General features: G+C 60.1%; 20 protein-coding genes and 3 pseudogenes. 12 read left to right on the top strand and 11 right to left on the bottom strand.

Going from position 1 to position 25,575, the window contains the following annotated elements:
- Positions 1-8: 8 nt before the first annotated feature.
- Both KW846_RS18050 and KW846_RS18045 read right to left on the bottom strand, forming a co-directional pair.
- Complete coding sequence (locus KW846_RS18050; protein WP_218483951.1) at positions 9-1,307, bottom strand: MFS transporter; 1,299 nt, start codon at positions 1,305-1,307, stop codon at positions 9-11.
- 100 nt (positions 1,308-1,407) lie between these two features.
- Positions 1,408-2,157, bottom strand: coding sequence for an SDR family NAD(P)-dependent oxidoreductase (locus KW846_RS18045; protein WP_218483949.1), 750 nt, complete (start codon positions 2,155-2,157; stop codon positions 1,408-1,410).
- Between the two features lie 198 nt (positions 2,158-2,355).
- Between KW846_RS18045 and KW846_RS18040 the strand changes: the two genes are divergently transcribed.
- The 3 genes from KW846_RS18040 to KW846_RS18030 all read left to right on the top strand — a co-directional run bounded on the left by KW846_RS18040 (position 2,356) and on the right by KW846_RS18030 (position 5,486).
- Positions 2,356-3,270, top strand: a complete 915-nt coding sequence (locus KW846_RS18040) for a LysR substrate-binding domain-containing protein (RefSeq protein ID WP_218483947.1) — start codon at positions 2,356-2,358, stop codon at positions 3,268-3,270.
- Positions 3,271-3,390: 120 nt separating this feature from the next.
- On the top strand, positions 3,391-4,017 hold the full coding sequence (locus KW846_RS18035) for a TetR/AcrR family transcriptional regulator (RefSeq protein WP_218483945.1): 627 nt from the start codon (positions 3,391-3,393) through the stop codon (positions 4,015-4,017).
- A gap of 197 nt (positions 4,018-4,214) precedes the next feature.
- Positions 4,215-5,486, top strand: coding sequence for an OmpP1/FadL family transporter (locus tag KW846_RS18030; RefSeq protein ID WP_218483943.1), 1,272 nt, complete (start codon positions 4,215-4,217; stop codon positions 5,484-5,486).
- A 135-nt stretch (positions 5,487-5,621) separates the two neighbouring features.
- Here the strand turns inward: KW846_RS18030 and KW846_RS18025 are convergent, their stop codons facing one another.
- A complete protein-coding gene (locus KW846_RS18025) occupies positions 5,622-7,082 on the bottom strand; it encodes an efflux transporter outer membrane subunit (protein WP_218483941.1) in 1,461 nt (486 codons plus the stop codon).
- A 171-nt stretch (positions 7,083-7,253) separates the two neighbouring features.
- Between KW846_RS18025 and KW846_RS18020 the strand changes: the two genes are divergently transcribed.
- The 3 genes and pseudogenes from KW846_RS18020 to KW846_RS30080 all read left to right on the top strand — a co-directional run.
- Positions 7,254-8,363 (top strand): efflux RND transporter periplasmic adaptor subunit, encoded by a 1,110-nt coding sequence (locus KW846_RS18020; RefSeq protein ID WP_218483938.1) that lies wholly within the window; start codon positions 7,254-7,256, stop codon positions 8,361-8,363.
- Entirely contained in the window at positions 8,360-11,449 is a 3,090-nt protein-coding gene (locus tag KW846_RS18015) for an efflux RND transporter permease subunit (protein WP_218483936.1), read from the top strand. The genes KW846_RS18020 and KW846_RS18015 overlap by 4 nt, the downstream gene beginning before the upstream one ends.
- 27 nt (positions 11,450-11,476) lie before the next feature.
- Positions 11,477-11,629: pseudogene (locus KW846_RS30080) on the top strand (beta-ketoacyl-ACP synthase II); the annotation flags it as partial.
- Between the two features lie 281 nt (positions 11,630-11,910).
- Here KW846_RS30080 and KW846_RS30075 read toward each other — a convergent pair.
- Both KW846_RS30075 and msrA read right to left on the bottom strand, forming a co-directional pair.
- Positions 11,911-12,021, bottom strand: a pseudogene (locus tag KW846_RS30075) (hypothetical protein); the annotation flags it as partial.
- Positions 12,022-12,093: 72 nt separating this feature from the next.
- Positions 12,094-12,600, bottom strand: a complete 507-nt coding sequence (msrA, locus tag KW846_RS18010) for a peptide-methionine (S)-S-oxide reductase MsrA (protein WP_218479886.1) — start codon at positions 12,598-12,600, stop codon at positions 12,094-12,096.
- 363 nt (positions 12,601-12,963) lie between these two features.
- On the opposite strand from msrA, the gene KW846_RS18005 reads away from it, so the two are divergent.
- Genes KW846_RS18005 through KW846_RS17990 form a run of 4 tightly spaced genes read left to right on the top strand, consistent with a single transcriptional unit; the run spans position 12,964 to position 17,205 of the window.
- Positions 12,964-14,115 carry an efflux RND transporter periplasmic adaptor subunit gene (locus tag KW846_RS18005; protein WP_218483935.1) on the top strand — a complete coding sequence of 384 codons (1,152 nt, stop codon included), beginning with the start codon at positions 12,964-12,966 and terminating at the stop codon, positions 14,113-14,115.
- Positions 14,112-14,798 (top strand): ABC transporter ATP-binding protein, encoded by a 687-nt coding sequence (locus KW846_RS18000; protein ID WP_218483933.1) that lies wholly within the window; start codon positions 14,112-14,114, stop codon positions 14,796-14,798. Before KW846_RS18005 ends, KW846_RS18000 begins: the two co-directional genes overlap by 4 nt.
- A complete protein-coding gene (locus KW846_RS17995; RefSeq protein ID WP_218483931.1) occupies positions 14,798-16,009 on the top strand; it encodes an ABC transporter permease in 1,212 nt (403 codons plus the stop codon). Before KW846_RS18000 ends, KW846_RS17995 begins: the two co-directional genes overlap by 1 nt.
- Positions 16,009-17,205, top strand: coding sequence for an ABC transporter permease (locus KW846_RS17990; protein WP_218483929.1), 1,197 nt, complete (start codon positions 16,009-16,011; stop codon positions 17,203-17,205). Before KW846_RS17995 ends, KW846_RS17990 begins: the two co-directional genes overlap by 1 nt.
- Positions 17,206-17,618: 413 nt before the next feature.
- Here KW846_RS17990 and KW846_RS17985 read toward each other — a convergent pair.
- Positions 17,619-17,891 (bottom strand): annotated as a pseudogene (locus tag KW846_RS17985) (tyrosine-type recombinase/integrase); the annotation flags it as partial.
- A gap of 334 nt (positions 17,892-18,225) precedes the next feature.
- Here KW846_RS17985 and KW846_RS17980 point away from each other — a divergent pair.
- Complete coding sequence (locus KW846_RS17980) at positions 18,226-19,740, top strand: DUF1254 domain-containing protein (RefSeq protein WP_007973017.1); 1,515 nt, start codon at positions 18,226-18,228, stop codon at positions 19,738-19,740.
- Between the two features lie 22 nt (positions 19,741-19,762).
- On the top strand, positions 19,763-21,301 hold the full coding sequence (locus KW846_RS17975; RefSeq protein WP_218483927.1) for a DUF1254 domain-containing protein: 1,539 nt from the start codon (positions 19,763-19,765) through the stop codon (positions 21,299-21,301).
- A gap of 158 nt (positions 21,302-21,459) precedes the next feature.
- Here KW846_RS17975 and KW846_RS17970 read toward each other — a convergent pair whose 3' ends face one another.
- The 5 genes from KW846_RS17970 to KW846_RS17950 form a co-directional block, all read right to left on the bottom strand.
- On the bottom strand, positions 21,460-22,014 hold the full coding sequence (locus KW846_RS17970; protein WP_007973013.1) for a YdeI/OmpD-associated family protein: 555 nt from the start codon (positions 22,012-22,014) through the stop codon (positions 21,460-21,462).
- Positions 22,015-22,142: 128 nt separating this feature from the next.
- Positions 22,143-23,036 carry a polysaccharide deacetylase family protein gene (locus KW846_RS17965; RefSeq protein ID WP_218483925.1) on the bottom strand — a complete coding sequence of 298 codons (894 nt, stop codon included), beginning with the start codon at positions 23,034-23,036 and terminating at the stop codon, positions 22,143-22,145.
- Positions 23,036-23,908: a GNAT family N-acetyltransferase gene (locus KW846_RS17960; RefSeq protein ID WP_218483923.1), complete on the bottom strand. Its 873-nt coding sequence runs from the start codon at positions 23,906-23,908 to the stop codon at positions 23,036-23,038. The genes KW846_RS17965 and KW846_RS17960 overlap by 1 nt, the downstream gene beginning before the upstream one ends.
- A 113-nt stretch (positions 23,909-24,021) precedes the next feature.
- A complete protein-coding gene (locus KW846_RS17955; RefSeq protein WP_007973010.1) occupies positions 24,022-24,474 on the bottom strand; it encodes a thiol-disulfide oxidoreductase DCC family protein in 453 nt (150 codons plus the stop codon).
- 110 nt (positions 24,475-24,584) lie between these two features.
- Positions 24,585-25,565 carry a LysR family transcriptional regulator gene (locus KW846_RS17950; protein WP_218483921.1) on the bottom strand — a complete coding sequence of 327 codons (981 nt, stop codon included), beginning with the start codon at positions 25,563-25,565 and terminating at the stop codon, positions 24,585-24,587.
- Positions 25,566-25,575: the final 10 nt, after the last annotated feature.

The following is a 25,575-nucleotide window of genomic DNA, read 5'->3' as shown; positions in this document are numbered from 1 at the left end:
CCAATAAATCAACGATTGACCGAGGCGGCGGGAATTCGCAGCACCAGCGTGGCGCCGAACACCAGTACGCCGGTGATCAGGTACATGCCGATAGCGCTGGAACCGGTCTGTGTAGTGATCCAGCCGATCAGGTAAGGCGAGCAGAACCCGGCGAGGTTGGCGAAGCTGTTGATTGCCGCAATGCCCGCGGCGGCGGAAACGCCCCCGAGCAATGTGGTGGGCAGCATCCAGAACAGCGACGTCGCCGATAGAATGCCGGACGCGGCCAGGCACAGGCTCAGGATGGACAGGACGATATTGCCGCCCAGCAATGCGGCGAGGGCCAGGCCGAGTGCGCCGGCAATCATCGGGGCGATCAGGTGCCAGCGTCGCTCGCGGTGTTTGTCGCCACTGCGACCGACCAGCAGCATTGCCACGATGGCGCAGAGGTAGGGCAGGCTGGTCAGGAAACCGATGTGCAGCGGATCGGAAACCCCGGCATTGCGTACCAGTGTCGGTAGCCAGAAGGTGATCGCGTACTGGCCCATTACAACGCAGAAGTAGATGCCTGCGAGCAACCACAGACGACGGTCGCGAATAAACTCGCCCACCGACGCATGGGTGATTTTCTGCTGCTCATCCTCGGCCAGCTCGCGGCGGATCAGTGCTTTTTCGTCGTCATCGAGCCAGGTGGCCTGGTGTACGCCATCCTTGAGATAGCTCAGTACCAGCAAGCCGATAAGAACGGTGGGCACAGCTTCGAGCACGAACATCCACTGCCAGCCGGCCCAGCCATGCATGCCGGCGAAGTGATTCATGATCCAGCCGGAGATCGGGCCACCGACCATCCCCGACAGCGGAATGGCGATAAACCACAACACGGTCATGCGCGCACGCCGATAGGACGGAAACCAGTAGGTCAGATACAGCAACAGCCCCGGCGCCAGGCCTGCTTCGGCAATGCCAAGCAGAAAGCGCAAGGCATAGAATTGCCACGCGGTTTCGACGAAGGCGAAAAGGGCGGAGACGATGCCCCAGGTGATCATGATGCGAGCGATCCAGACCCGCGCACCGACCTTGTGCAGGATGATGTTGCTGGGAACTTCGCAGAGGAAATAGCCGATGAAGAACATGCCTGCGCCCAGTCCATAGACCGTTTCACTGAGGGCCAGATCGTTCATCATTTGCAGTTTGGCAAAACCGACGTTGACCCGATCCAGATAGGCGCACAGGTAGCACAGCATCAGAAAGGGCATCAGGCGCCACGCGGTTTTACGGTAGGCGTTGGAGCGCACGGTCGAAACCGCTTCGAGCGACAGGGTAGTCATGATGGTCTGATCTCTTGTTTTTATTGACCGCCAGGCAATCAAGCCTGGCTGCATCGTCGATCCAGAGCCGCACGGGCCGCGCAGGCCCGCTCAGGTATATTCAGTGAATCAGCATGCCGCCGTTCACATCCAGGGTGATGCCGGTCAGGTAGGAGGATAGGTCGCTGGCCAGAAATAGCGCCGCATTGGCCACATCCTGCGCCTCACCCAGACGTCCCAGCGGGATGCCGTCGATGATCGCGTGACGGCGTTCGTCCTGCATCAGGCCACCGGTGATGTCGGTGTGGATCAAACCGGGGGCGATGGAGTTGACGCGAACCTTGTCCGGCCCCAGTTCCCGCGCCATGGCCTTGGCCAGGCCCAGCACGCCGGCCTTGGCGGCGCTGTAATGAGGGCCACCGAAAATGCCGCCGCCGCGTTGAGCGGAGACCGACGACATGCACACGATGCTGCCGCCCGACTGCTGGCGCATCATCGGAATCACCGCCTGCGACATGAGCAGGGTGCCGCGCAGGCTGACGTCCAGCACCTTGTCGTAATCCGAAGGGCGGATGTCCAGGGTCTTAAGGGGTTGGGTGATGCCGGCATTGTTGACGAGAATGTCGATGCGACCGAAGTGCTCGATGATTTTGGCGACGGCCTGCTGGACTTGCGATTCGTCTGCGACGTTGGCGGCGAGTCCGAGATGACCTTCGCCCAGGGAGGCGGCGGCATCCCGTGCGGCGGATTCGTCCAGATCGAGGATCACGACGCGAGCGCCTTGTTGCGCGAAAGTGGTCGCTGTTGCGCGGCCGATGCCACGTGCGGAGGCTGCACCGGTGATGATCGCGACTTTGCCTTTGAGAAGCATGGAAGAGTACCTCTGATTGTTTTTATTGGGTCGATCCACGAAGAACCGATGACCCAGCTTGTTCTCCACGCTGAACCTGAGCAATAACGCGAATGTCACTCGATGCTGAAAAAAATTCAGCACTCGCCAACCAACTCTTCCAATGTTTGAATAGCTGAACGCCCGGCCCAAGCCACTTTCAGCGGAAAAACAATAATCATGAGTTCACCTGGCGATGCACCTCCGATCCTTCCACCACTGAAAGCCATTCAGGCCTTCGAACAGACGGCACGCTTCGGCAACGTCGCCCGCGCCGCCGAACTGCTCGACCTGACGCCCTCGGCCGTCAGTCACCAGTTGGCCAAACTCGAGGCAATGATCGGGCGGCAGCTGTTTCTCAGAACGGCCAGGGGCGTGACATTGACGCCAGTCGGCGAGCAGTACCTCACTGAGGTTTCCGGCATCCTGCACAGTCTGGCGGTGGCGACAGAGCGCGCCACCAGCGATGTCAGCCTCGATTGCCTGCGCTTGCATTCGTCGCCCAGTTTCGGCTTGTTGTGGCTGATGCCGCGCCTGGAGCAATTTCGCCAGAGTCATCCCGATATCCAGCTCAACCTCTCGTGCTCCTACGAGTCGCTGCACTTCAGTCGCGACAAGATCGATGTGGACATCCGCCACGGCATGCCCAATTGGCCCAGCTACGAAGTACGGACGATCCGCAATGAAAAGATTGCCGTGCTGGCGTCCCCGAAGCTGCTGGAAAAACGCCCCATCCGGGCGGTCGCGGATTTACTGGACTGCAATCTGATCCTGTCGGAGGCCACGTTGATCAAGTGGCCGCAGCTGTTTGCTCAACATGGACTGTCGCGACCTGAAAGACCCTACACACTCAGCTTTGACCGCTCCTACATGACATTGGAGGCGGCCAGCCACGGTCTAGGGTTTGCATTGGAAAGCACGCTGCTTGCGCAGGACTATCTGGCGCGTGGCGCGCTGGTCGAGGTAGCGCCTGAGTTGAGCGCCCCAATCACTGCACACCACCTGGTTTTCCCCAGAGCCCATGCAAATTTTCCCAGGGTGAGAAGATTTCTGGAATGGATGCAGAATGAGTTGGGGCATGACCTCAATTACTGACCCCCGATGGCATGACGCCCTGCACGCCCACTTCTAAAAAACGTAAGGCGGCGGTATTGTGACCATATTCCTGTGGAGTCACGAGTTGTCAGTCTACGATAGGATGAGTAAGCTGCTGTCATGAATCAGCCATCAATACCTACCTCCTCGCCGAGCACTCGTGGCCCAGCGGAGCACGACATTCGAGACCAGATTGTCGCTGCTGCCAATGAGCACTTCAGTCAGTATGGCTACGGTAAAACCACGGTTTCCGACCTGGCGAAGGCCATCGGTTTTTCCAAAGCGTACATCTATAAATTCTTTGATTCCAAGCAGGCGATCGGCGAAGCGATCTGCTCAAACTGTTTGGGGCAGATCGTTGCGGCAGTCGAACAGGCTGTTAATGCAGACGCGATTTCACCAACCGAGCGTTTCCGCAGACTGGTAAAAACCGTCATTGCCACGGGTGTGGACCTGTTCTTCAATGATCGCAAGCTCTACGACATCGCGGCATTTTCCGCTTCGGAGGGCTGGAACAGTGCCCAGGCTTATGAAGCACAGATCAAGCGCTTTATCTTTGAGATCGTGCGTCAAGGGCGAGAAATTGGAGAGTTCGAGCGCAAAACCCCGCTGGACGAAACCGTAGAGTCGATCAATCTGGCGCTGCGACCTTTCGTCAACCCTCTGCTGCTGCAACACAATCTGGACTTTATTGAAGAAGCGCCCACGCTGACCACCAACCTCATCTTGCGCAGCCTCATGCCTTGACGCTTCACTGATCAAAATATTGGTGATTTGCGTCAGGCGACATCCCCTTCATTGCGTTTTCTGTTCCCGTTACATGAGTGCCGGGAAGACGTTCAATTTTTGCTGTTAGTGACTATTGACCAAAATGGTCACGCGGATAATATGGGGCGCTGTAGTTCTCGATGTTCTCTTTCAGTGACACCCATAGAGTCCAGACAATGAAAAAAATAAAACTCAAGAGCCCCGTTGGCCTGGCAGTCGTGCTTGCGTCCTCCAATGTGCTTGCCGGTGGCTTCGCGCTCAACGAACAAAGCATCAGCGGGATGGGATCCGGTTTTGCCGGTCGATCTTCATCTGCGCAAGACGCCAGTACCCTCTTCGGCAATCCGGCGGGCATGGCGCGGCTTAAACGAGAGCAGGCCAACGTGGGGGCGGCCACGCTGTTCGCCAAATCTGATATCAGCCAGACTCGCAGTACGTTTGGAGGGACGGAAGAGGGCGACATGGTGCCCACGACTACCGTACCAATGGGGTATTACGTCAAACCCATCGATGACCATTGGGCATTCGGCGTCGGGTTTTATGTGCCTTTTGGGTTGATCACCGACTACGGCAGTGGTTTTGCCGGACGCTATTACGCCAACAAGAGCGAAGTCACCACACTGACTTTCCAACCGACCATCAGCTACGCCTTTAACGAAAATATTTCGATCGGATTCGGTCCGACCATTAACCGTATCGGCGGTGAGATATCGGGGATGGTGCCCAATCCACTAAGCCCGGGACGTAATGACGGGAAGCTCAAAAGCACTGGCGATGACACCGCACTTGGATTCAACGCCGGTGTGCTGGTGCAGGCGACAGATCAGACCCGCCTGGGGCTGACCTATCACTCCAAGGTCAGTTACCACCTGGATGCCAAAACCAAGGTCACCGATGGCATCTTCAGCTTGCTGGGTGTCAGCGGCCGTAGTTATGACGCATCGCTGGATGTGGACACGCCGGAGTCGGTGGACTTTTCGGTGACGCACCAACTCAATAACGACTGGACGCTCTATGTGGGCAGTACCTGGACGCGCTGGAGCCGCTTCAAGGAGCTGACGATTGAGAACAGCGGCTTGCCGCCTTTGCTGAGCGGCCAATTGGGGACGATTACCGAAGAGCAGAACTGGCATGACACGTGGGCTCACGCTATCGGTGCGGCCTATCAATTGAATAATCAATGGGTGCTTCGTGGCGGGTTTTCGGTTGATCAGTCACCCACCAACAACACCAATCGCGGGCCCCGGATTCCTACGGGCGACCGAAAGGTTGTCAGCTTCGGTGCCGACTGGACGCCCGTGGAAAATGTCACGATCGACCTCGCTTATTCCTACCTTTGGGAGGAGCGCGTAGAGGTCAATGACAGCTCGGCAACGAGAGGTGCATACAGTGCCAAATACAAGAACAGTGCGAGCGGGCTCGGTACTTCTGTCAGCTACCGTTTCTAGCTGAGCGTTGTTACATCACAAATGTCGGGTCGGGAGTGCGTGCTGCCTCCCGAGTCCAGACGCTCAAGGATTTGTTTATCAGGCCATTTCTCAGAGAGAAAGTTTGAAGCCTGGACAGTGCACCGCTGGCGAGCTTCATCGCGATGCAACAGGCAAGGTTTCAGGAGGTTGCCAGCCGCCTCCGAGCGCCTTGAATGCCGCAACCGCGGCCCGTGCCGATTCCGTCCGTGCCTGCGCTCGGGCATCGGAGGCCTGCAGCATCGTTTCGTCGGCGTGCAGAACATCAATCAGACTGGCTGTGCCTTTTTCGTAGGCAATGAACGACGATTGGCGAGCCTGTGTCAGAGAGGCCTCGCCTCCAGCGAGAGTGGTTGCCTGAGTGTCGCGATTCACCAGAGCGGAGAAGGCATTCTCGACATCCTCAGTGGCGCGTAAAACCGACTGGCGGTAAGCGGCCAGCGCTTCGGCTTCCTGTCCCTTGGCTTGATCGATTTGAGCGTTTATGCGGCCGAAGTCAAAAAGCCTCCAGCGCAGCCCCAGTACACCCGCCGACTGATTGGCGCCGCCAGTGAAAAGGTTGCCGCCGGATACAGCTGTGGCACTACCCAGCAATGCGCTGAGCGAGAATTTCGGGTAGTACTCGGCAATCGCCACGCCGATGCGCGCATTCGAGGCTGCCAGGCGGCGTTCAGCCACGATCAGATCTGGCCTGCGGCGCAGCAGATCGGCCGGTGTTCCCCAGACCTTGATCTGCGGCACAAGAGGAATGCTCCCCGTATCTGCCACTTGCGTGCGGTGAGTGCCGGGCGGTGTGCCGAGCATGACATCTAGTGCATTCATGGCAGCATCCAGGCCAGTCTGGAGCACTGGTACTGTCGCCTGGACTTGCGCTAACTCTCCCTCAGTCTGCTGAACCTGGTAGTTGGCGGCGAGGCCCTTGCCGTAGAGCAAGCGGACTTTCTCCAGCAGTCCCTGCCGGGTTTTGACTTGTCGCTTGGCAATGTCCAGCCGGGCCTGCAATCCTCGGATAGTGATGTAGATATCGGCCGTCTGTGCTGCAACCGCCAATCGCGTGGCGGTCGCGCCTGCCTCGGAGGCCTGGTACTCGGCGAGTGCGGCTTCGCGTCCGCGTCTCAGGCCGCCAAAGACATCAATCTCCCAGCCAGCATTGAGATTGAGCTCGTAAGAACTTCCGTACCGATCATAGCCAGGCATCGAGTTCAAAACCTGGCCGAGTGGCGTCTCGATTGATTGGTAGGAGCGCGCGGCCTGGCCATCGATGCTCCCCGAGGGCAACAAGGCGGCATTTGCGGCACTCAATCCTGCCCGTGTCTGTGTGACTCGCGCTGCCGCTTGCGCCAGATCCAGGTTCTGTTCAAGAGCCTTGGAGACGAAGTCGGTCAGCACGGGATCTCCAAAACTATCCCACCAGCTCACGAGACTGGTCGGCACGGTTGCAGGCCTGTGCTCGACAGCTGGTTGACCCAGATAACGATCGGAAAGAGGGAGGCTCGGTCGTTGATAGTCCGGACCGACCGCACAGCCGGCCATCAAACTGGCGGTCACCAAAAGAGCGATAGGGTGTAGAGGAGGCATTTGGGGTCCTTCAATGAGGATTGCGTGTGACCATATTAAATAATGGTCACACTCTGTCAATCACTTAAGTCTATAGTTTATCGATCGTTGTCAGTTATTTAGTGACCATTGACAGATATGGTCACTGCGCCGAAAATACTGGACATGTCCTATTGCTGAGTAAGGGAACCCATGCGCCGGCTTCTACCTGTCCCGATTGCCGTTTGTCTGTTGCCTCTCGTCTTGACGGCGTGTGGCGACTCATCCGTCGTTGATGATCCACGCACGCATGCACCTTTGGTGAGGTCCGCTGCGGTTCAGGGGGCGTCCGAGGCTTCACGATCTTTCACTGGCATCGTGGTCGCCCGCGTTCAGGCTGACCTGGGCTTTCGGGTCTCGGGCAAGATACTTGAGCGCCTGGTTGACACTGGCCAGACGGTCAAGCGGGGGCAGCCGCTCATGCGCCTCGACCCGATCGATCTCGGGTTGCAGGCGCGGGCACAGCAAGAGTCGGTCATGGCCGCTCGGGCGCGAGCCAGACAAACAGCGGATGACGAGGCTCGATATCGCGACCTGGTCGCCGCCGGAGCCATCTCTGCCTCGGCGTACGATCAGGTCAAAGCTGCGGCTGATACCGCAAAAGCACAGCTCAGTGCGGCGCAAGCGCAGGCGGACGTCGCTCGCAATGCGTCGGGTTATGCCGTGTTGTTTGCTGATTCCGACGCAGTAGTGGTGGAGACGCTTGCCGAGCCAGGACAAGTCGTCAGCCCGGGGCAGCCTGTGGTTCGACTGGCGCGAGCAGGGCAGCGCGAAGCCATTGTGCACTTGCCCGAAACGCTGCGTCCGGCAGCAGGTTCCACCGCGCAGGCAACGCTTTATGGCAACGCCACGGATGCAGTGACAGCCAGGCTGAGGTTGCTTTCCGATTCGGCCGATCGCATGACGCGCACCTTTGAGGCGCGGTATGTGCTCGAGGGCGCGCTGGCCAATGCGCCGTTAGGTTCCACTGTCACTCTGCGGATCGCCAAAGGCAGCGCAAATGGTCAGGTGTTGCAAGTGCCGCTGGCTGCTGTCCATGACCCGGGCAAAGGTGCCGGCGTCTGGATTGTTGCGGGCAACCCCGCGAAGGTGACTTGGAGACTTGTGCGTATTTTGAGCGTGGACGATGATGCAGCGCGAGTTGCAGGTGATCTCAAGGTCGGTGAGCAAGTTGTCGCGTTAGGTGCACATCTGCTGCGTGAGGGTGAAGAGGTGAGGCTGGCTCGACAGGGTGACGTCGAAGTTGCCGGGAGCCATCCATGAGCCAGGGGCGCTTCAATCTTTCGGCGCTCGCCGTTCGCGAGCGTTCGATCACGGTGTTCCTGATCTTCCTGATCGGTGTCGCAGGGATCCTGGCGTTTTTCCAACTGGGGCGTGCGGAAGACCCGCCGTTTACGGTCAAGCAGCTGACGGTCATCACGGCGTGGCCGGGCGCTACGGCGCAGGAGATGCAGGACCAGGTCGCCGAGCCACTGGAAAAACGCCTGCAAGAATTGAAATGGTACGACCGCACGGAAACCTACACCCGTCCGGGTCTCGCCTTCACCGTGGTGACACTGCTCGATCGCACTCCGCCCTCCCAAGTGCAGGAGGAGTTCTATCAGGCACGCAAAAAGCTCGACGATGAGGCGATCAAACTTCCGGCGGGTGTGATTGGCCCGATGGTCAACGACGAGTTTTCAGATGTGACCTTTGCGCTTTTTGCCTTGAAAGCCAAAGGCGAGCCGCAGCGACTGCTGGTACGTGATGCGGAATCGCTGCGCCAGCGCCTGTTGCATGTGCCGGGTGTGAAAAAGGTCAACATCATTGGTGAGCAGAGCGAACGCATCTTTGTCTCCTTCTCCCATGATCGACTGGCCACGCTGGGCGTATCTCCCCAGGATATTTTTGCCGCGCTGAATAATCAGAACGTGCTCACGCCAGCCGGCTCCATTGAAACCAAGGGGCCGGAAGTCTTCCTTCGTCTTGACGGTGCCTTCGACAAGATGCAGAAAATTCGTGACACACCGCTTGCGATTCAGGGGCGAACCTTGAAGCTCTCGGACGTGGCGACGGTCGAGCGTGGTTACGAAGATCCGGCGACCTTCCTGGTGCGTAATAACGGTGAGGAAGCGCTGTTACTGGGTGTCGTGATGCGCGAGGGCTGGAACGGTCTTGATCTGGGCAAGGCACTGGACGTGGAGACGACCAGGATCAATGAAGGCATGCCGCTGGGCATGACGCTTACCAAGGTCACCGATCAGTCTGTGAATATCAGTTCGGCCGTCGACGAATTCATGATCAAGTTCTTCGTCGCCTTGCTGGTTGTGATGCTGGTGTGCTTTCTCAGCATGGGCTGGCATGTCGGTATTGTCGTGGCGGCGGCGGTGCCGCTGACCCTGGCCGTGGTGTTTGTGGTGATGGCGGCCACGGGCAAGAACTTTGACCGTATTACCCTCGGGTCGCTGATTCTGGCACTGGGGCTGCTGGTGGACGACGCCATCATTGCGATCGAGATGATGGTGGTGAAAATGGAGGAAGGCTACGACCGCATCAAAGCGTCCGCCTATGCCTGGAGTCATACGGCCGCACCGATGCTTTCCGGCACCCTGGTGACCGCTATCGGCTTTTTGCCCAACGGCTTCGCACAGTCGACAGCCGGCGAGTACACCAGCAACATGTTCTGGATCGTGGGCATTGCCCTGATTGCCTCATGGGTGGTTGCGGTGGCCTTTACCCCCTATCTGGGTGTGAAGATGTTGCCGAAGATCGAAAAGGTCGAAGGGGGGCAGGCGGCCATTTACAACACCGCCAACTACAACCGTTTCCGCCGGATTTTGACGCGCGTCATCGCCCACAAATGGCTGGTGGCCGGTACTGTTATCGCAACGTTTGTCCTGGCGATTGTCGGCATGAGCCTGGTCAAGAAGCAGTTCTTCCCCACCTCGGATCGTCCTGAAGTGTTGGTCGAAGTGCAAATGCCCTATGGAACCTCAATCGCGCAGACCAGCCTCACCACCGCCAAAGTTGAGGCCTGGCTACAAAAGCAGGATGAAGCAAAAATCATCACGGCCTATATCGGACAAGGTGCGCCGCGTTTCTACCTGGCCATGGCGCCGGAGCTCCCTGATCCGTCATTCGCCAAGATTGTGGTGTTGACGGAGAGTCAGGAGGCACGGGAGGCCCTCAAGTTACGTATCCGCGAGGCCGTCGCTGAAGGGCTCGCCCCGCAAGCGCGTGTCAGGGTTACGCAGTTGGTGTTTGGTCCATATTCACCTTTTCCTGTCGCCTATCGAGTGATGGGGCCTGACCCGTCGACATTGCGCGAGATCGCCGCTCAGGTACAGGCAGTGATGCAGGCGAGCCCCTTGATGCGAACCGTCAACACTGACTGGGGGCCGCTGACACCCACGCTGCATTTCACCCTGGATCAGGACCGCTTGCAGGCGGTGGGGCTGACCTCCAGTGCTGTCGCACAGCAGTTGCAGTTCCTGCTGGCAGGGGTGCCGATCACGGCCGTTCGTGAAGACATTCGTTCGGTGCAAGTGATCGGACGTGCTGCGGGTGATATCCGGCTCGACCCTGCAAAAATAGAAGGCTTTACGCTAGTGGGCACGGCGGGCCAGCGGATTCCTCTGTCCCAGGTAGGGGCAGTGGACGTGCGCATGGAGGATCCCGTCCTTCGGCGTCGTGACCGCACGCCGACCATTACTGTACGTGGCGACATTGCCGAAGGCTTGCAGCCACCGGACGTCTCAAGCGTGATAATGAAGGAACTGCAACCGGTGATCGGCAAGTTGCCGGATGGCTATCGTATCGAGCAGTCGGGGGCTATCGAGGAGTCGGGCAAGGCCGGTCAGGCGATACTGCCGCTGTTGCCGATCATGATTGCCGTCACGCTGCTGATCATCATCCTGCAGGTGCGTTCGGTCTCGGCGATGATCATGGTGTTCCTCACCTCGCCACTCGGGCTGATTGGTGTGGTCCCGACACTGCTGGTCTTCCAGCAGCCGTTTGGTATCAATGCGTTGGTGGGGCTGATCGCCCTGTCGGGCATTCTGATGCGTAATACGCTGATCCTGATTGGGCAAATCCATCACAACGCACAAGAAGGACTGGATCCGTTCCATGCAGTGATCGAAGCCACAGTACAGCGCGCTCGCCCGGTGCTGCTCACAGCGCTGGCGGCCATCCTGGCGTTCATTCCGCTGACGCACTCCGTCTTCTGGGGAACCCTGGCTTACACACTGATCGGAGGTACGTTCGTGGGAACCATCGTGACACTGGTGTTCCTGCCGGCGATGTATTCCATCTGGTTCAAGATCAGTCATGTCAGTCAGAGGCAAACTGAAACAGCCGAAATGACCTAAGCGCTCGGATCTACTTAAAGAGAGGGCTTCACCGTATTGGCGCTTTGCGATCAGGTCGTGCCCCCAACGCTTATTCTTGTGAATCCCGATGACGCGGCAACCGGGCTCGACCTGGTCGCCCTGAAGCCCTGGAAGATGGCAATAACGCATGTGCTTTCGAATGGGTTCGGATTGGGGGGGGGAGTTGGTATCGGAGGTCTGGCGTTGCGCAAACGACTGAAAAGGTGCGCAAAGGATCCAAAAAAGACTGAGTGGAAAACGCAAGCTTCAGAAACTACAAAGCCCTGAATAGCCAGGGCTTTGTCGCACCCAAGATGGCGGAGGCGATGGGATTCTGCCAGTGCTCTTCATGATTGAGCACCATGGTTAACTCTGATCCTTTCTGCAACCGCGTTTTCTCTCATCCAATATTTGAGTGGTCCGTAAGGTTGCTCAACTGTCTGTCGGCGAACCCTCATCGCAGAGAAAAGATTGAGGTTGCGACAAAGCACTACGAACTGACGACAGACGCTGCGAATGGCTTTGCCGTTGTCTTTGCGAAAGCCGGCGATGGTTTTGAAGTCAGGAGCCAATCCAAAGCTGCCCTTCACGAAAGGCAGCTAGCGGTCAGAATCGGTCTCCTCTGCGCCTCATGAACTCGACTTTCAGGCGCGCTTGGGGAGTTTCCAGTTCGGGCGGATGAAGTGGCATGTGTAGCCATTCGGTATGCGTTCGAGGTAATCCTGGTGCTCTGGTTCCGCTTCCCAAAAAGGCCCGGCCGGTTCTATTTCGGTGACTACTCGGCCCGGCCAAAGGTGTGAAGCATCGACATCGGCAGCGGTGTCCTCGGCAATGTCGCGTTGCTGTTCATCGAGGTAGTAGATCGCCGAACGATAGCTGGGGCCCTGGTCATTACCCTGACGGTTGGGCGTGCTGGGGTCGTGTATCTGGAAGAAGAACTCAAGGATCTGCCGGTAGCTGATCACGGCAGGGTCGAAGACGATCTCGATGGCTTCGGCGTGGTTGCCATGGTTGCGATAGGTGGCATTCGGCACATCGCCGCCGGTATAACCGACCCGCGTGTGCAGCACACCGGGATAGCGCCGCAGCAGATCCTGCATGCCCCAGAAGCAGCCGCCGGCGAGAATGGCAGTTTCGGTTTGTCTGGTCATGGTCTGTCCTTCCTCTCGGGCACGTTGTGTATAGCCACTGTTATGAGGGCGTGTTGGCCAATTCCAAGGTTTCGCGCAAACAGGACTGGAATGACCACTCCTGGCCGCTTGAAGACATTCGGGTGTGGGCAAAGCGTGGCACAGTTTGCGGAGATATTTCGACGTCGCAGTGTCGCCGCGGCAAGGAATTCAATTGAGTTGGCATGGCTGGCGAACAGCCGTTGCGAGAGAAATAAATCTCATTTGCCATTTATTTGGCGCTCCTCTGACGCTCGTCTGAAAAACGTCGGATAAATGACGTTTTGCGTTGTTCTTTTACCCTCCTGACCTAGGCTCAAGCCATGTGGGGAGGAAGTGAAGTCCATGCGCAAATTATTGATTGGCTCGTCGATGCTGGCCTGTCTGGTGGTGCTGGGCGGCTGGTTGAGTCGACCACAGCCGTTGCCGGTCAGGCTGCTGGAGGTTGAGCGCGGGCCGGTGGAGACGCTGGTGGCCAATACCCGTGCGGGTACGCTGAAGTCCTGTCGGCGCTCGCATCTGTCCTTCAATGTCGGCGGCCAGGTTGCCGAGTTGCTGATCGCCGAGGGTCAGCGGGTCCAGGCGGGTCAGGTGCTCATGCGCTTGCGGCAGGACGAGCAGCAGGCCCGGTTGCAGGAGGCCGAGGCGCGGCTGGAGGCCCAACGCAACGCCCGCGAACAGCGCTGCCAGCAGGCTCATCTGGACCGGCGCGACCTCGATCGCCTGGGCCAGTTGGCCGACCGCAAGCTGGTTGCCGCCGATCGCCTCGATCAGGCCGAGACCAAGGCTAACCTGGCGAAGCTGATGTGCAATGCCAGTAACGTGCTGATCCGCGAGGCCGACGCCAGCCTGCAGTTGCAGCGTTCACTGCTGGAGCAGACGACCCTGCGTGCGCCATTCGCCGGCATAGTCGCAGAAATCAACGGCGAACTCGGCGAGTTCGTCACCCCTTCGCCGCCGGGTATTCCCACGCCGCCGGCAGTCGACCTGATCGACGACAGCTGCCTGTATGTCGAGGCGCCAATCGATGAAGTGGACGCTGCCCGGGTTCACCCCGGAACCGCGGTGCGGATCACCCTGGATGCCTTCCGTGGCCAGCAATTCGCTGGCCGCGTCAGCCGCATCGCGCCCTATGTGCGTGAACTGGAGAAGCAGGCGCGCACCGTCGATGTCGAGGTGCGCTTCGACCAGCCGCCGGCCAATCTGGTCCTGCTCACCGGCTATAGCGCCGATGTCGAGATCCTCCTGGAGCAGCGCGAAAGTGTTTTGCGCATCCCCACCGAGACCCTGCTGGAGGGGCAGCGCGTGCTGCGCTATGACCCCAGCGCCCGGGTGTTGCGCGAGGTGGCGGTGCAAACCGGGTTGAGCAACTGGCGCTGGACCGAGGTGCTCGCAGGGCTGGACGAGAACGCGCGCATAGTCGCCAGCCTCGAGCAGGAAGGGCTCAAGGACACCGCGGCAGTGATCCCGGTGGATGCGGCGGAGACCAGGCAATGATCCGCCTGCGCGGCGGCAGCCGCACCTTCCAGTTGGGCGAGCAGCAGGTGATGGGGCTGGACGGCCTGGATCTGGACATCGCCGCCGGTGACTACATGGCGGTGATGGGCCCGTCGGGCTCGGGCAAGTCGACCCTGCTGAACATCCTCGGTTTACTTGATGCGCCGAGCGCCGGCGAGTACTGGCTGCAGGGCGAGGCCACGGCGACGCTGAGCGAGGCGCGGCGCGCCCAATTGCGCAGCCAACTGATAGGTTTCGTGTTCCAGTCCTACCACCTGATCGCACGGCTGACGGTGCTGGAAAACATCGAGCTGCCGATGGTCCTCGCCGGCATTGGCACGGCGCAACGGCACAAGCGCAGCAGCCAATTGGTGGAGCGCCTGGGGCTGGGCGAGCGCATTGCCCACCGCCCGGGCGAGCTCTCCGGCGGTCAGCGCCAGCGCGTCGCCATTGCCCGGGCGATGGTCATGCAACCGGCGCTGTTGTTGGCCGATGAGCCCACCGGCAATCTCGATAGCCAGGCCGGCGCCGAAGTCTTCAGCCTGCTGGAGGAGCTCAACGACGAGGGGCTGACCCTGATAGTGGTGACTCACGACGCCAGCCTGGGCGCCCGCGCGCGGCGCCAGTTGCACATGCGTGACGGGCGGATCCACAGTGCTGCGTCGCAGCAGGCGCTGGCCTGATGCGTGCCGCCGATGCCCTGGCCTTCTGGCTCGGCGCCTTGCGTGGGCATCGCTCGCGCAGCCTGATGCTGCTGCTGGCCATCGCTATCGGGGTGGTGGCGGTCAATCTGCTGACCGGTCTCGGTGCGGGCGCGCGGGCCTTCGTCCTGAACGAGTTCTCGCTGCTCGGGCGCGACATCCTGATCATTTTCCCGGGTCGCAAGGAAACCACGGGGCGCATGCCGCCGCTCACCGGACTGACGCCGCACGAGTTGACCTTGCAGGACGTACAGGTCATCACCCGGTTGCCGGGCATCCGCCGGGTCGCGCCGATGCAGGCCGGGCAGATGGAGGTGATAGTCGGTAACCGTAATCGTGAGGTGCTGACCCTGGGCACCACGCGAGACTTCTTCGCCATTCGCCAACTGACGGTCGTCCAGGGCCAGCCCCTGCCGGCGCTGGACCCTGAGCAGGCCGAGGCCGTCTGCGTGATCGGCGGCAAACTCCGGCGCGAGCTATTCGGTGCGCGCCCGGCCCTGGGTGAATGGTTGCGCGCCGGCGACCGGCGCTTCCGGGTGGTCGGTATCCTCAGTGAGCGGGGCGAATCCCTGGGGATGGATTTCGCCGAAATGTTGATCATCCCGGTGGCCAGTGCCCAGGCCTTGTTCAATCGCGAGGGGTTGTTGCGGGTGTTTGTCGAGGTGCATGGGCCGAGCTTTCTCGAGCGCAGCAAGCGGCAGATACTCGCCGCGCTCAAGGAGCGCCACGAGGGTGAAGAAGACATCACCCTGATCAGCCAGGACAGCCTGCTCAGCGCCTTCGACGAGATACTCACGGTGCTGACCCTGGCGGTGGCCGGGATTGCCGCGATCAGCCTGTTGGTGGCAGGCATCCTGATCATGAACGTGACATGGATTGCGGTGAGCCAGCGCAGCGCCGAGATCGGCCTGCTCAAAGCCATAGGTGTGACGGCGGCGCAGTTGCGCCTGCTGTTCCTCGGCGAGGCGGCGCTGCTCGCCCTGGCGGGGGCGCTGGCGGGGCTGCTGCTGGCCGAAACCTTGCTCTGGCTGGGGCGCCTGGCGTTCGATCTGCCGCTCTATGCACCCTGGTGGGCGCGGGCTAGCGCGGTGCTGCTGGCACTCGTCACGGCGCTGCTGTTCGCCTGGCTGCCGGCCGCTCGGGCCTCGGCGCTGGAGCCGGTGGCGGCGCTACGCCCGCCGGGAGCGCACTGATGCGCTGGCAAGATGGTTTCCGGCTGACCAGCTCGGCGCTGACCTGTCGACCCTTGCGCAGCCTGCTGACCCTGCTCGGGATAGCGATCGGGATAGCCGCCGTGGCGCTGCTCACGGCCATAGGCGAAGGCGTGCGCGGTTATGTGCTGGAGAACTTTTCGCAGTTTGGTACGCGGATCATCACCGTGCGCCCGGGCAAGACCCAGACCAGCGGCCTCGGCGGTCTGCTCGGCAGCGTACGGCCACTGACCATCAGTGATACCGACGCCCTGCGGCGCTTGCCGCATGTCGAGGCGGCGGTGCCGATCATTCCGGGCAGCGGGGATGTCCAGTTCGGTGAACTGAGCCGGCGCAGCGACATTCTCGGTGGCGGCCATCAGCTGGCGCAGGCCTGGCGCATGCAACTGAGCCTGGGGGAGTTCCTGCCCGTGGCCCGTGACGGTCGTTCGCCGCCCTATGTGGTGCTCGGCCATCAGCTGCGTGTCGAGCTGTTCGGTGTACGCAATCCGCTGGGCGAGCTGGTCCGCGTCGGCGGCGTGCGTTTCCGGGTGATCGGCGTGATGGCGCAGAAGGGCCAGTTGCTCGGCTTCAACCTCGACGATATCGCCTACATCCCGGTGGATTGGGCCGAAAGCCTGTTCAACCGCACCGGGGTGGTCAAAGTCCATGTGGTGTTCGGCGCCGGCACCACTTCGCGGGCGTTGAGTCAGCAGATTCGCCAGGTGCTCGGCGAACGGCACGGCGAGGAGGACTTCAGCCTGAGCACCCAGGACGACATGCTGCGCAGCTTCAATCGTGTTCTCGGCACCCTGAGCCTGGCCATCGGTGCCTTGGGGGGCATTTCCCTGTTGGTCGGCGCCGTCGGCATTCTTACCATCATGACCACCACTGTGGGCGAGCGCACGGCGGAAATCGGCCTGTTGCGGGCGATTGGTGCCAGTCCGCGGCAGGTGCTCGGGCTGTTTCTCGCCGAAGCGACGCTGCTGTCCCTGGCTGGTGGTTTGCTGGGCTTGCTGTTGATGGGCCTGCTGCTCGGGCTACTGCACCTGGCCATGCCGAGCCTGCCCTTGGCGCTGCAGCCGCTGTTTCTGCTGCTGGCACTGCTGCTGGCGGCGGTGCTCGGCATTCTCGCCGGCCTGGCGCCGGCACTGCGGGCGGCCCGCCTGCATCCGGTGGCGGCTCTGCGCAGTGAATAGCGGCCAGGCCAATGAGCCTGACGGGCTGGCTGTACGCTGGGTGACGATAACGAAAACGCCGGCGCTGGGCCTAATGCCGATCAGTTAAGCCCCGGACATTGTGGGAGCGAGCTTGCTCGCGATGGCAGACGGTCAGGCACCCCTTGTTTGACTGTCCAGCCGTCATCGCGAGCAAGCTCGCTCCCACAAGGTTTGCGGTGATCAAACGCTTAACTGACTGGCATTAGGCGCTGGGCCGGTGATTTTAATGGGGTGGCGGCGGCAAAAACCGAGTGCAAAACTCCGGCAGCAAGTCCTCGGAATTCAGAGTGTCCGTAGAGGATACGTTCCTACGGGTTTACGTTGATCATTGTTTCGGGTGATCGCTTAGGGTCGGATAGCGACGGTCAAGCATCGACCGTCACTATGGATAATCAGACTTCCGTTTGTTCCGCCATTTCCAGGGCATCATCGACCTCGATTCCCAGGTATCTGACAGTGCTTTCAAGCTTCGTATGACCAAGCAGTAGTTGAACTGCTCTCAGGTTCTTCGTCCTGCGATAGATCAACGAAGCCTTGGTTCTCCTTAGCGTGTGGGTTCCGTACATGGTTGGATCAAGGCCAATGGCTGTCACCCAAGCTGTAACTATTCGAACGTATTGCCTAGTGGAAAGATGGTCCGAGGCGTGCAACGGGCTCGGGAACACGTTGAGGGGAGAACAAGGATGGATCAGTCACAATGGCTGGTGGTCGCTATTCGACCCACAGCTGCCCCTCGAAATCTTGAGCGATAGCGCCGAAAGCAGTCAGTCAACGAATGAGGGGGCAGTTGAGCCATAGGCAGGCCGGAGGCGAACGGTAGCGGCTGTACCTGTGGAACGCTGGCCGAATGGCCCAAGCTGCCTGATTTTGGGCTGCTACAATCAAACGGCGTGCCGCCGCGGTGCTGTCGCAGGGGTCCAGTCGCCACAAAGTTTGCCCCTTCTTTTCCGCATGTTTTTCGGCATCCATTCACGTATTCACGGAGTTTGGAGGTTGAACATGTCGACTGAATCTTGCGCTGCCAGCCGAAGAAATGATCGGGTCAAGGAAACTGATCGTCGATCCTTAACCGTTTTACTGGGCGTCGGGGCAGCCTTCCTGATGCTGGCGGGTAACGCTCAGGCGCAGCAGGTGGCGATCCCTACAACCGCCAGCGAAGTTCCCGGCCCGGCGAGCGGCACCGCCATGACCACGGCCTACGTGCAATCGGTGGGGCGCATGGCCTACCTGTGGGGCTGGCCGCTGGTCAACATGGCCAACCGCGGCAACGCTTTTTCGAAGGCCCCCGAACCCGGCTTGCTGGGCGGCGTGATACCGATCGCATTCAACCGGAACGCAATGTTGACCGGGTACGTCAGCCCGGACCAAACCTTCATCGCTTGCCCCAACCAGGATGTCGCGTACGGCGCCGGCTTCATGACGCTGGACAAAGAGCCCATCGTCTTCCAGGTCCCGGATTTCGGTGATCGTTTCTGGGTCTTCGCCCACTATGACGCGCGCACCGACGAATTTTCCGAGATCGGTAAGGCCTACGGCACCAAACCCGGCTTCTACATGATGGTCGGCCCAAACTGGAAGGGCGAAACTCCAGCCGGCATTACGGCAGTGGTGCGCTCCTCCACGTCGCTGGCCTTTGTCGTTCCGCGTATCTTCATCGATGACAGCGCTGAGGACCAAAAAGCCGTCCAGCCGGTGATCAGCCAGATCGTCTATTACCCGTTGTCGGAGTTCGACGGCAAGATGAAGTCCAAGGACTGGAGCAAGCTACCGCATTTCCCCACGCCGAAGACCACCGGCAAGGGGGAGGCCTCGTGGGTGAACCCGGAAACCTTCTTCGACGAACTACCTGCGGTGATGAAAAGCGTGCCGCCGCTGCCAGGCGAGGAAGCCCTCTATAACTGGATCGGAAGTGTGCTGGACGCAGCCGCCAAGGACCCGAAAATCATGCAGACGCTCAAGGCAACCGCTGTCGGTGCTGAGCACGAGATGATTTCGCCGTTCCTGCGGTGGAACAACAACGGTCGTGCCGCCGGCAATGGTTGGAATTCGCCGGTGAACAACGCCCAATGGGGAACCGACTACCTCAATCGGACCGCCTCCGCCAAGTCGAACATGTACGACAACCGCCCGGAAGAGACGAAATATATCTACACGGACAACGATAGTCAGGGCAAGCAGCTCAACGGAAACAACACCTATGCCGTCACCTTTGGCAAGGGCCAGCTGCCACCGGTCAAGGGCTTCTGGTCGCTCACGCTATACAACGACGTCCACCTGTTTCATCCCAACGCGCTAAAGCGCAATTCGCTGGGCACGAAGAACAAGAATCTCAAATACAACCCGGACGGGTCGCTGACGCTCTATGCCGGCGCCAAGACGCCCGGCAAGGACAAGGAAAGTAATTGGCTGCCGGCCCCCAGCGGCCCATTCTCGCTCTACATCCGTGCCTATTGGGCCGACAAAGCCATACTCGACGGCACGTGGCAGCCACCGGCCATCGCGACAGTGAAGTGATCAAACGGCAGAGGACGCAACCATGAATCCAAAGAACTTGATCGCCGCTGCGCTCGTGAGCGCGTTAGTAATGGGCGAATTGGCAATGCAGGCCTCCGCTCAGGAAGCCAGCTTCAATAAACTCGCCGACCTGCCGTTCACGCAAGGCCGACCCACGAAGGAGGCCGCGCAGATACTACGCGACGAATTGCTTTTTCAACGGGCGACACAGACGTATCTCTGGGCGCTGCCTTTGATCAACACCCTCGGCATGCAGGTGGGCTCGGAAAAGACATTCGGCGCTGGCTACAACGTCTTGCCGATCTGGAAGCGCAGACTTGACGCCAAGACCCTGGTGACGACCCCCAACTCCGATGTCCTTTACGCGATGAGCTACATCGACTTGGGAAGGGATGGGCCGCTGGTGATGGAAGCGCCGCCTGAGTTGCAAGGCATCCTGCTGGATGTCTGGCAGCGTCCCATCCCGGTCGATGGTGGCAAGTTCTTTGGAGACGTTGGTCTGTTTGGACCGGATGAGGGAAAGGGCGGCAAGTTTCTCCTCTTGCCACCCGGCTACAAGGGCGAAGTGCCGGACGGCTATTACGTGTACCGCTCTGCCACAAACAATGTCTTTGTCTTTCTGCGCGGGTTCTATAAAGACCCGAAGAATCTGACGCCGGCGGTTACGCATCTTGAACAGACAAAGATATATCCACTGAACGGCGCGGCCGGGGCGAAACCGATGACATACCCCGATGCCTCCGGCGTCCCGGTCAACATGCTGCCGAGCAGCGACGGCAATGCCTTCGATCAACTCAAGCTGCTCGTGGACAGTGAAGGCGCCAACCTCGCCGGTCCCGATTGGCTCGGCATGCTGGCGGCGATCGGCATCGTCAAGGGGCAGCCCTTCAATCCTGACGCGCAAACACGCGAGATCCTCGATCGGGCCGCCAAGACCGGCTACGAGATGAGCCGTGTCATTGGCTTTTCAGACAAGGCGAATGGTCTCTCGTATAGAGTCTATCCAGACCGCCAGTGGCTTAATCCTTTCGCCGACGGTACTCCCGCAAATCCGGGCGGGTCGAAGAATGACAGTTGGGAAAATGTCGCCGGAGCCTATCCGTACCTGGCCCTCGATGCTCGAATCTGGATGTTCACCAACTACTACTCGATAAGCCCGGGAATGATGTCCCAAACCCCAGGCAAGGGTGCCAAATATATGATCAGTTTCACCGACAGCGGGGGCACGCCCTTGTCGGGTGATACCAGCTATCACCTGAGCCTGCCGGCCAACATTCCTGCCGCCTTGTTCTGGTCGGTGACGCTTTACGATGCCGCCAATGCTTCCGGTCTCGACAACGGCCAGCCGTTCCCCTCGCTCGGTTCGCGTGACAAGCCGGTGCAAAACGCCGACGGCAGCACCGACCTCTACCTCGGACCCAAAGCACCCGAAGGCAAGCAAGCCAACTGGCTCGCCACTGTGCCAGGCAAAGGTTATTTCGCCATCATCCGACTTTACGGCCCGAAGGAACCCGCTATCGATAAGAGCTGGAAGCCCGGTGATATCGAGCAGGTGAAGTGACGTTGGCCTGTCGATGTCGGGAGGTAAACATAATGCGGATGAGATCACCAACGAGGGAGGCTTTTAGCCGAGACCCTAGAGTGGCAATTTCTGACCGATTTCTGCCCGTTGCGAAGGGCCACAACGCATTGTCAGGCGCATTCCACGGAATGCTCCATTTAAAGAATTTCACCCTCGGGCGCACGGAAGGCCTTGCTGTAGTAGCCGGATTGGTCGAAACAGCAAACCTGCTTCTTGCCGGATGCAAGCATATCGCAAGCATCACCAATTCGTTTTGCGCGCGTCTTGAGTTGCTTGGCTGAAGTAATCCAATGTATCCAGTCTACTCGTGCGATGGTCGTCGTATTGTTCCAAACCTTACGAGCCTCAGGAGTGGCTTCCAGAGCCTCCTGAAAATCGGCTGGGATGTCTGGCTCGGGTTCTTTCTTCACAGGGGTTAGCTCTAGTGTAACGACATCCCCAACGGCTATGCCTGCGGCTTCGAGTAACTCTCTACTGACCTGCAGCCAATGGCTCAGCTGACCATCCGGCTCAAGGGTCGCCTGGAAAGGGTGCCCATTGATTGTGCCTTCAACTGTCGTCCTTCCTCGCCTCGGAAGCTGTTCACTCGCGTCTCTTGGCAGTACTAAGAACGCCCACGATGCATCATTACCCGGCTTTGCCGGACGAAGAAGCTTTGCTTCAAATCGGGATTTCACATCGATTGTTGTCATCGCAACTCCTCCAACTCATACGCCTAACTACTCACTCGCGGTATCACCTTCGGATTTAAACGCGACTTGGCCCTGAGAAAAGCGCGACATTGATAAGCCAGCATGGCTCAGCCCGTTCCGAACCCCTCTCAGGCCGGGAACCGGGCTATCCAGTGCCTGGCAATCTCTTCGCGCCGGCAGATCCACACCGCGTCGTGGCCTTGTACGTAATCGAGAAAGCGCGCCAGCGCCATCGCACGACCGGGATGGCCGCTGATCCGCCCATGCAGGCCGACGCTCATCATCTTCGGGTGTTGCGCGCCTTCCTGCCACAGCAGGTCGAACGCATCCTTGAGCAGCCGGAAGAAGTCTTCACCGCAGGCGAAACCGTTCGGCAGCAGATAGCGGGCGTCGTTGTTGACCAGTGTGTAGGGGATCACCAGGTGGGCGGGTGAGCCCGGGAGCCAGTAGGGCAGGTCATCGTTGTAGGCGTCCGAGCTGTAGAGAAACCCGCCTTCCTCGCGCAACAGGCGGCGGGTGTTCTGGCTGACCCTTCCTATGTACCAACCGACGGGGCGTTTGCCGCAGGCCTGCTCGATCACGTCGAGGGTGAGGCGGATATGGCGCCGCTCCTGGTCTTCAGGCATGTCGCGATAGTCCAGCCAACGGTAGCCATGCCCGGCAATCTCATGCCCGGCTGCGCAGAGCGCCTGGCCGATCGCCGGGGTGAGTTCCAGCGCCCGGCCGACGGCGAAGGCGGTCAGCGGCAGGCCTCGGGCGCGGAACAGTTCCAGAATGCGCCACACACCTGCGCGCGATCCGTATTCGTACATGCCCTCGACGCTCAAGTCCGGTTCCCCCACGCGCGGCGGGCGGCCCGGTAGCTCGTGAAGCCAGGCCTCCGACTGGGGATCGCCATTGAGCAGGCAGGATTCCGCGCCTTCTTCGATGTTGAGTACGAACTGCACGGCAACGCGCGCTTCACCGGGCCATCGCGGGTGGGGTGGACGGCCGCCATAACCGATGAGGTCGCGGGCGGACATCAGCCCAGCTCGAAGGTGGTGACGCCGAACACACGTTCGTGCGCGATCGCCGGAGTAGGGCCGAGGTACATGCGTGCGCAGCCGAACACCTCGGTCATGCCCTGTTGGCGCACGAGCGCCATGGCGTCGGGGTTGTTCTCCGGGGCATCGAGAAACAGCGGGCCACCCTGCGCAAAGTCCGCCAGGCGTGCGTACAGGGCATTGGCCGCCAAGGCGTCATCGGCGAATAGGGGGCCGATCTTGCAGCCTTCCCGGCAGCGCCTTATCACGCCATAGCCGCTCAGCCTGCCCTCGCGCCGGCAACCCACGGCGAGAGCATCGGCCTGGGTTATCCACCCGCTCAGGAAGGTTGCGCGCGGGGCGGGGAAACAGGTGCGGTCGTAATCGATCACCTGATCGAACGGGACGGCGGCCAACGGGACGATGTCCTGGTCGTCCGCCTGCGAGGTCGTCGGGCGCTCGTTGATCTCGGCACGAAAACGCAGGTTGCGATGGGAGAAGACGAAACCACCCTTGGCGTAGTAGTCCTGCATCGCGAAGACGCCGTCCATGCCGATGCTCGCGCCCGGGTGCAGGCGGGCGAGGAGTCGCTCGCGGCGTGCGTGCCAGAGGGTATTGCCCAGGCCCTGGCTGCGGTACTCAGGCCGGACGATGAAAAAACCCATGAAACCGAATTCGCCATGGTAGGAGGTGATGGCGCCGCCGCCGATCAATTCGCCGTCCCGGGACGCCGCGATGAAGGCGGCAGGGTCCGTGGCCCAGAACAGCTCGGCATCGTGAAGGCCGGGATTCCAGCCCTCACGGGCAGCCCACTCGACGAGTTCGTCCAGTTCGGGACGGGTCATGTTGCGTATGACCAGCTGATTCGACACCGTGAAATTCTCCTCAGACGCTAATCGAGCGTGTGGTCCATCCCCGCCCGGAACCCTTTCGGTATAGCTTCAACCCGAGTATTGATCCAGCTCGTCACGTCGCCTTGAGGCGTTCAGCGGGGCGCTTTCAAAAAGCGCTGTTCATGATCAGGATCCGGCAACAGGCAGGTGTCGTATTTCCCGAAGAGGCGATAGCGATTGAGCGCAATGCGGTCGTAGGCCCAATCTCGAAGTGGGCGAGGGATGATGCGCAATAGGTTCACGGGGCGCCAGATTGCGGGCAACTGGGCAAAGATTTCGAAAAATGCTTGCGAACGCTCCCAGTAGTATCGGTCGCGGATCACCGCCATGCTGTGGAATTGATCCATGGGCAAACCTGCCCAGGCGAGCAGAGCCTGCCCCTCGGGTGACTGAACCGCCGCCAACCGCACGCGCCGCTGACGGTCATGGCGAATCACGAACCTCACCCAGCCATTGCACAGCTTGCAGACACCGTCGAACAACACCACCGTCTCACCGGGTTTGAGCAGCGGCGCGGGGGAGGGGAGGATTTTCGAGGCTGGCATGAGTGTGGGTCCAAGGGCGCCTGGGTATCCCGGATCATAACCGCGTGCCGGCGGTGAAGTCTGTGCGCGACGATCCAGTAACGGTGGGTTCCGTAATTGGTGCAGCACGTTCAGTCGACAGGGGCGCTTTGGTCGACAGCATCGGTGCGCTCCACTACTCGAATGCCTTTTTCCGCGAGCGCTTGCCGCACTGTCACTTGGTAGGCATCTATTGCACCGCGTAGCCAGGTCTCAAATTTTTGGCTGGCCGGTGAGTTCGGTCTTGCCTTGGGTTTGAACAGACTGTAGTTCTGCGCGCTGACCAGGCCCAGCGGGTAGGGAACGATCAGCTCGCCTGTTTGGATGGCGGGCAATGCAAGGAAGCTGTCGCCGATGGTCAGACCGCCACCTGATGCGGCGACCGATAGGCACAGGGTGGTTTCGTTGAACACTGTCTGCTGGCGACGCGGACCGCCAGGATCCAGCCCGGTCAGGGTACACCACTCGTCCCAGACATCGTAATTGGCATCGATCAGGTAAGGCGCTTCGCAAGGCTTGTGGCCCTCACCTAAATAGGTTTCTGCAAAGCTGCGGGTGCAGACCAGAACGTCGATCCAGCGGCACAGCTCATTCTCTTCCAGCCCTCCGCCCGCCCTGGCTCCATGCATACCATAGAAAATTCGGAAGTCGAAATCCTCATCGAGGCGGAAGCTAAAGTTGTTTTCGGCGGTGATTTCTACGGATATCCCGGGATTGGCAACCAGAAACTTCCCAACCTGGCCGGCCAGCCAGCTTGACGCGAAGTCACGGCAGACCAACACCCGTAGATGCTCTCCCCGCCGTGCCCGGCGGCTGATGGTATCGGTGGTCAGCTGAATCAACTCGAAGGCTTGTTGCAGGGCCGCAAACAGCTCGCGGCCCGCCGAAGTCAGGCGGATCACATTGCCCGTGCGCTGGAGCAGGGCGCAGCCCATGTCGCTCTCCAACTGCGTAACCTGTTTTGACACTGCTGGACGCGTTACATGCAGCTCTTCCGCAGCGGACGAAATGCTATTGAGTCGGGCAACGGCCTCGAAGGCGCGAAGCGCGGTTAGCGACTGATGTTTTCTCAAAGGGGGCGCT

Source organism: Pseudomonas sp. PDM32 (assembly GCF_019219225.1).
GTDB lineage: Bacteria > Pseudomonadota > Gammaproteobacteria > Pseudomonadales > Pseudomonadaceae > Aquipseudomonas > Aquipseudomonas laurylsulfatiphila.
Note: the sequence above shows the minus strand (reverse complement) of the source record. Positions and strands in the feature narration are given on the sequence as shown.

Coding starts and splice junctions, on each gene's coding strand:
- KW846_RS18050 (WP_218483951.1), bottom strand. CDS start 1,307: ATGACTACCCTGTCGCTCGAAGCGGTTTCGACCGTGCGCTCCAACGCC.
- KW846_RS18045 (WP_218483949.1), bottom strand. CDS start 2,157: ATGCTTCTCAAAGGCAAAGTCGCGATCATCACCGGTGCAGCCTCCGCA.
- KW846_RS18040 (WP_218483947.1), top strand. CDS start 2,356: ATGAGTTCACCTGGCGATGCACCTCCGATCCTTCCACCACTGAAAGCC.
- KW846_RS18035 (WP_218483945.1), top strand. CDS start 3,391: ATGAATCAGCCATCAATACCTACCTCCTCGCCGAGCACTCGTGGCCCA.
- KW846_RS18030 (WP_218483943.1), top strand. CDS start 4,215: ATGAAAAAAATAAAACTCAAGAGCCCCGTTGGCCTGGCAGTCGTGCTT.
- KW846_RS18025 (WP_218483941.1), bottom strand. CDS start 7,082: ATGCCTCCTCTACACCCTATCGCTCTTTTGGTGACCGCCAGTTTGATG.
- KW846_RS18020 (WP_218483938.1), top strand. CDS start 7,254: ATGCGCCGGCTTCTACCTGTCCCGATTGCCGTTTGTCTGTTGCCTCTC.
- KW846_RS18015 (WP_218483936.1), top strand. CDS start 8,360: ATGAGCCAGGGGCGCTTCAATCTTTCGGCGCTCGCCGTTCGCGAGCGT.
- msrA (WP_218479886.1), bottom strand. CDS start 12,600: ATGACCAGACAAACCGAAACTGCCATTCTCGCCGGCGGCTGCTTCTGG.
- KW846_RS18005 (WP_218483935.1), top strand. CDS start 12,964: ATGCGCAAATTATTGATTGGCTCGTCGATGCTGGCCTGTCTGGTGGTG.
- KW846_RS18000 (WP_218483933.1), top strand. CDS start 14,112: ATGATCCGCCTGCGCGGCGGCAGCCGCACCTTCCAGTTGGGCGAGCAG.
- KW846_RS17995 (WP_218483931.1), top strand. CDS start 14,798: ATGCGTGCCGCCGATGCCCTGGCCTTCTGGCTCGGCGCCTTGCGTGGG.
- KW846_RS17990 (WP_218483929.1), top strand. CDS start 16,009: ATGCGCTGGCAAGATGGTTTCCGGCTGACCAGCTCGGCGCTGACCTGT.
- KW846_RS17980 (WP_007973017.1), top strand. CDS start 18,226: ATGTCGACTGAATCTTGCGCTGCCAGCCGAAGAAATGATCGGGTCAAG.
- KW846_RS17975 (WP_218483927.1), top strand. CDS start 19,763: ATGAATCCAAAGAACTTGATCGCCGCTGCGCTCGTGAGCGCGTTAGTA.
- KW846_RS17970 (WP_007973013.1), bottom strand. CDS start 22,014: ATGACAACAATCGATGTGAAATCCCGATTTGAAGCAAAGCTTCTTCGT.
- KW846_RS17965 (WP_218483925.1), bottom strand. CDS start 23,036: ATGTCCGCCCGCGACCTCATCGGTTATGGCGGCCGTCCACCCCACCCG.
- KW846_RS17955 (WP_007973010.1), bottom strand. CDS start 24,474: ATGCCAGCCTCGAAAATCCTCCCCTCCCCCGCGCCGCTGCTCAAACCC.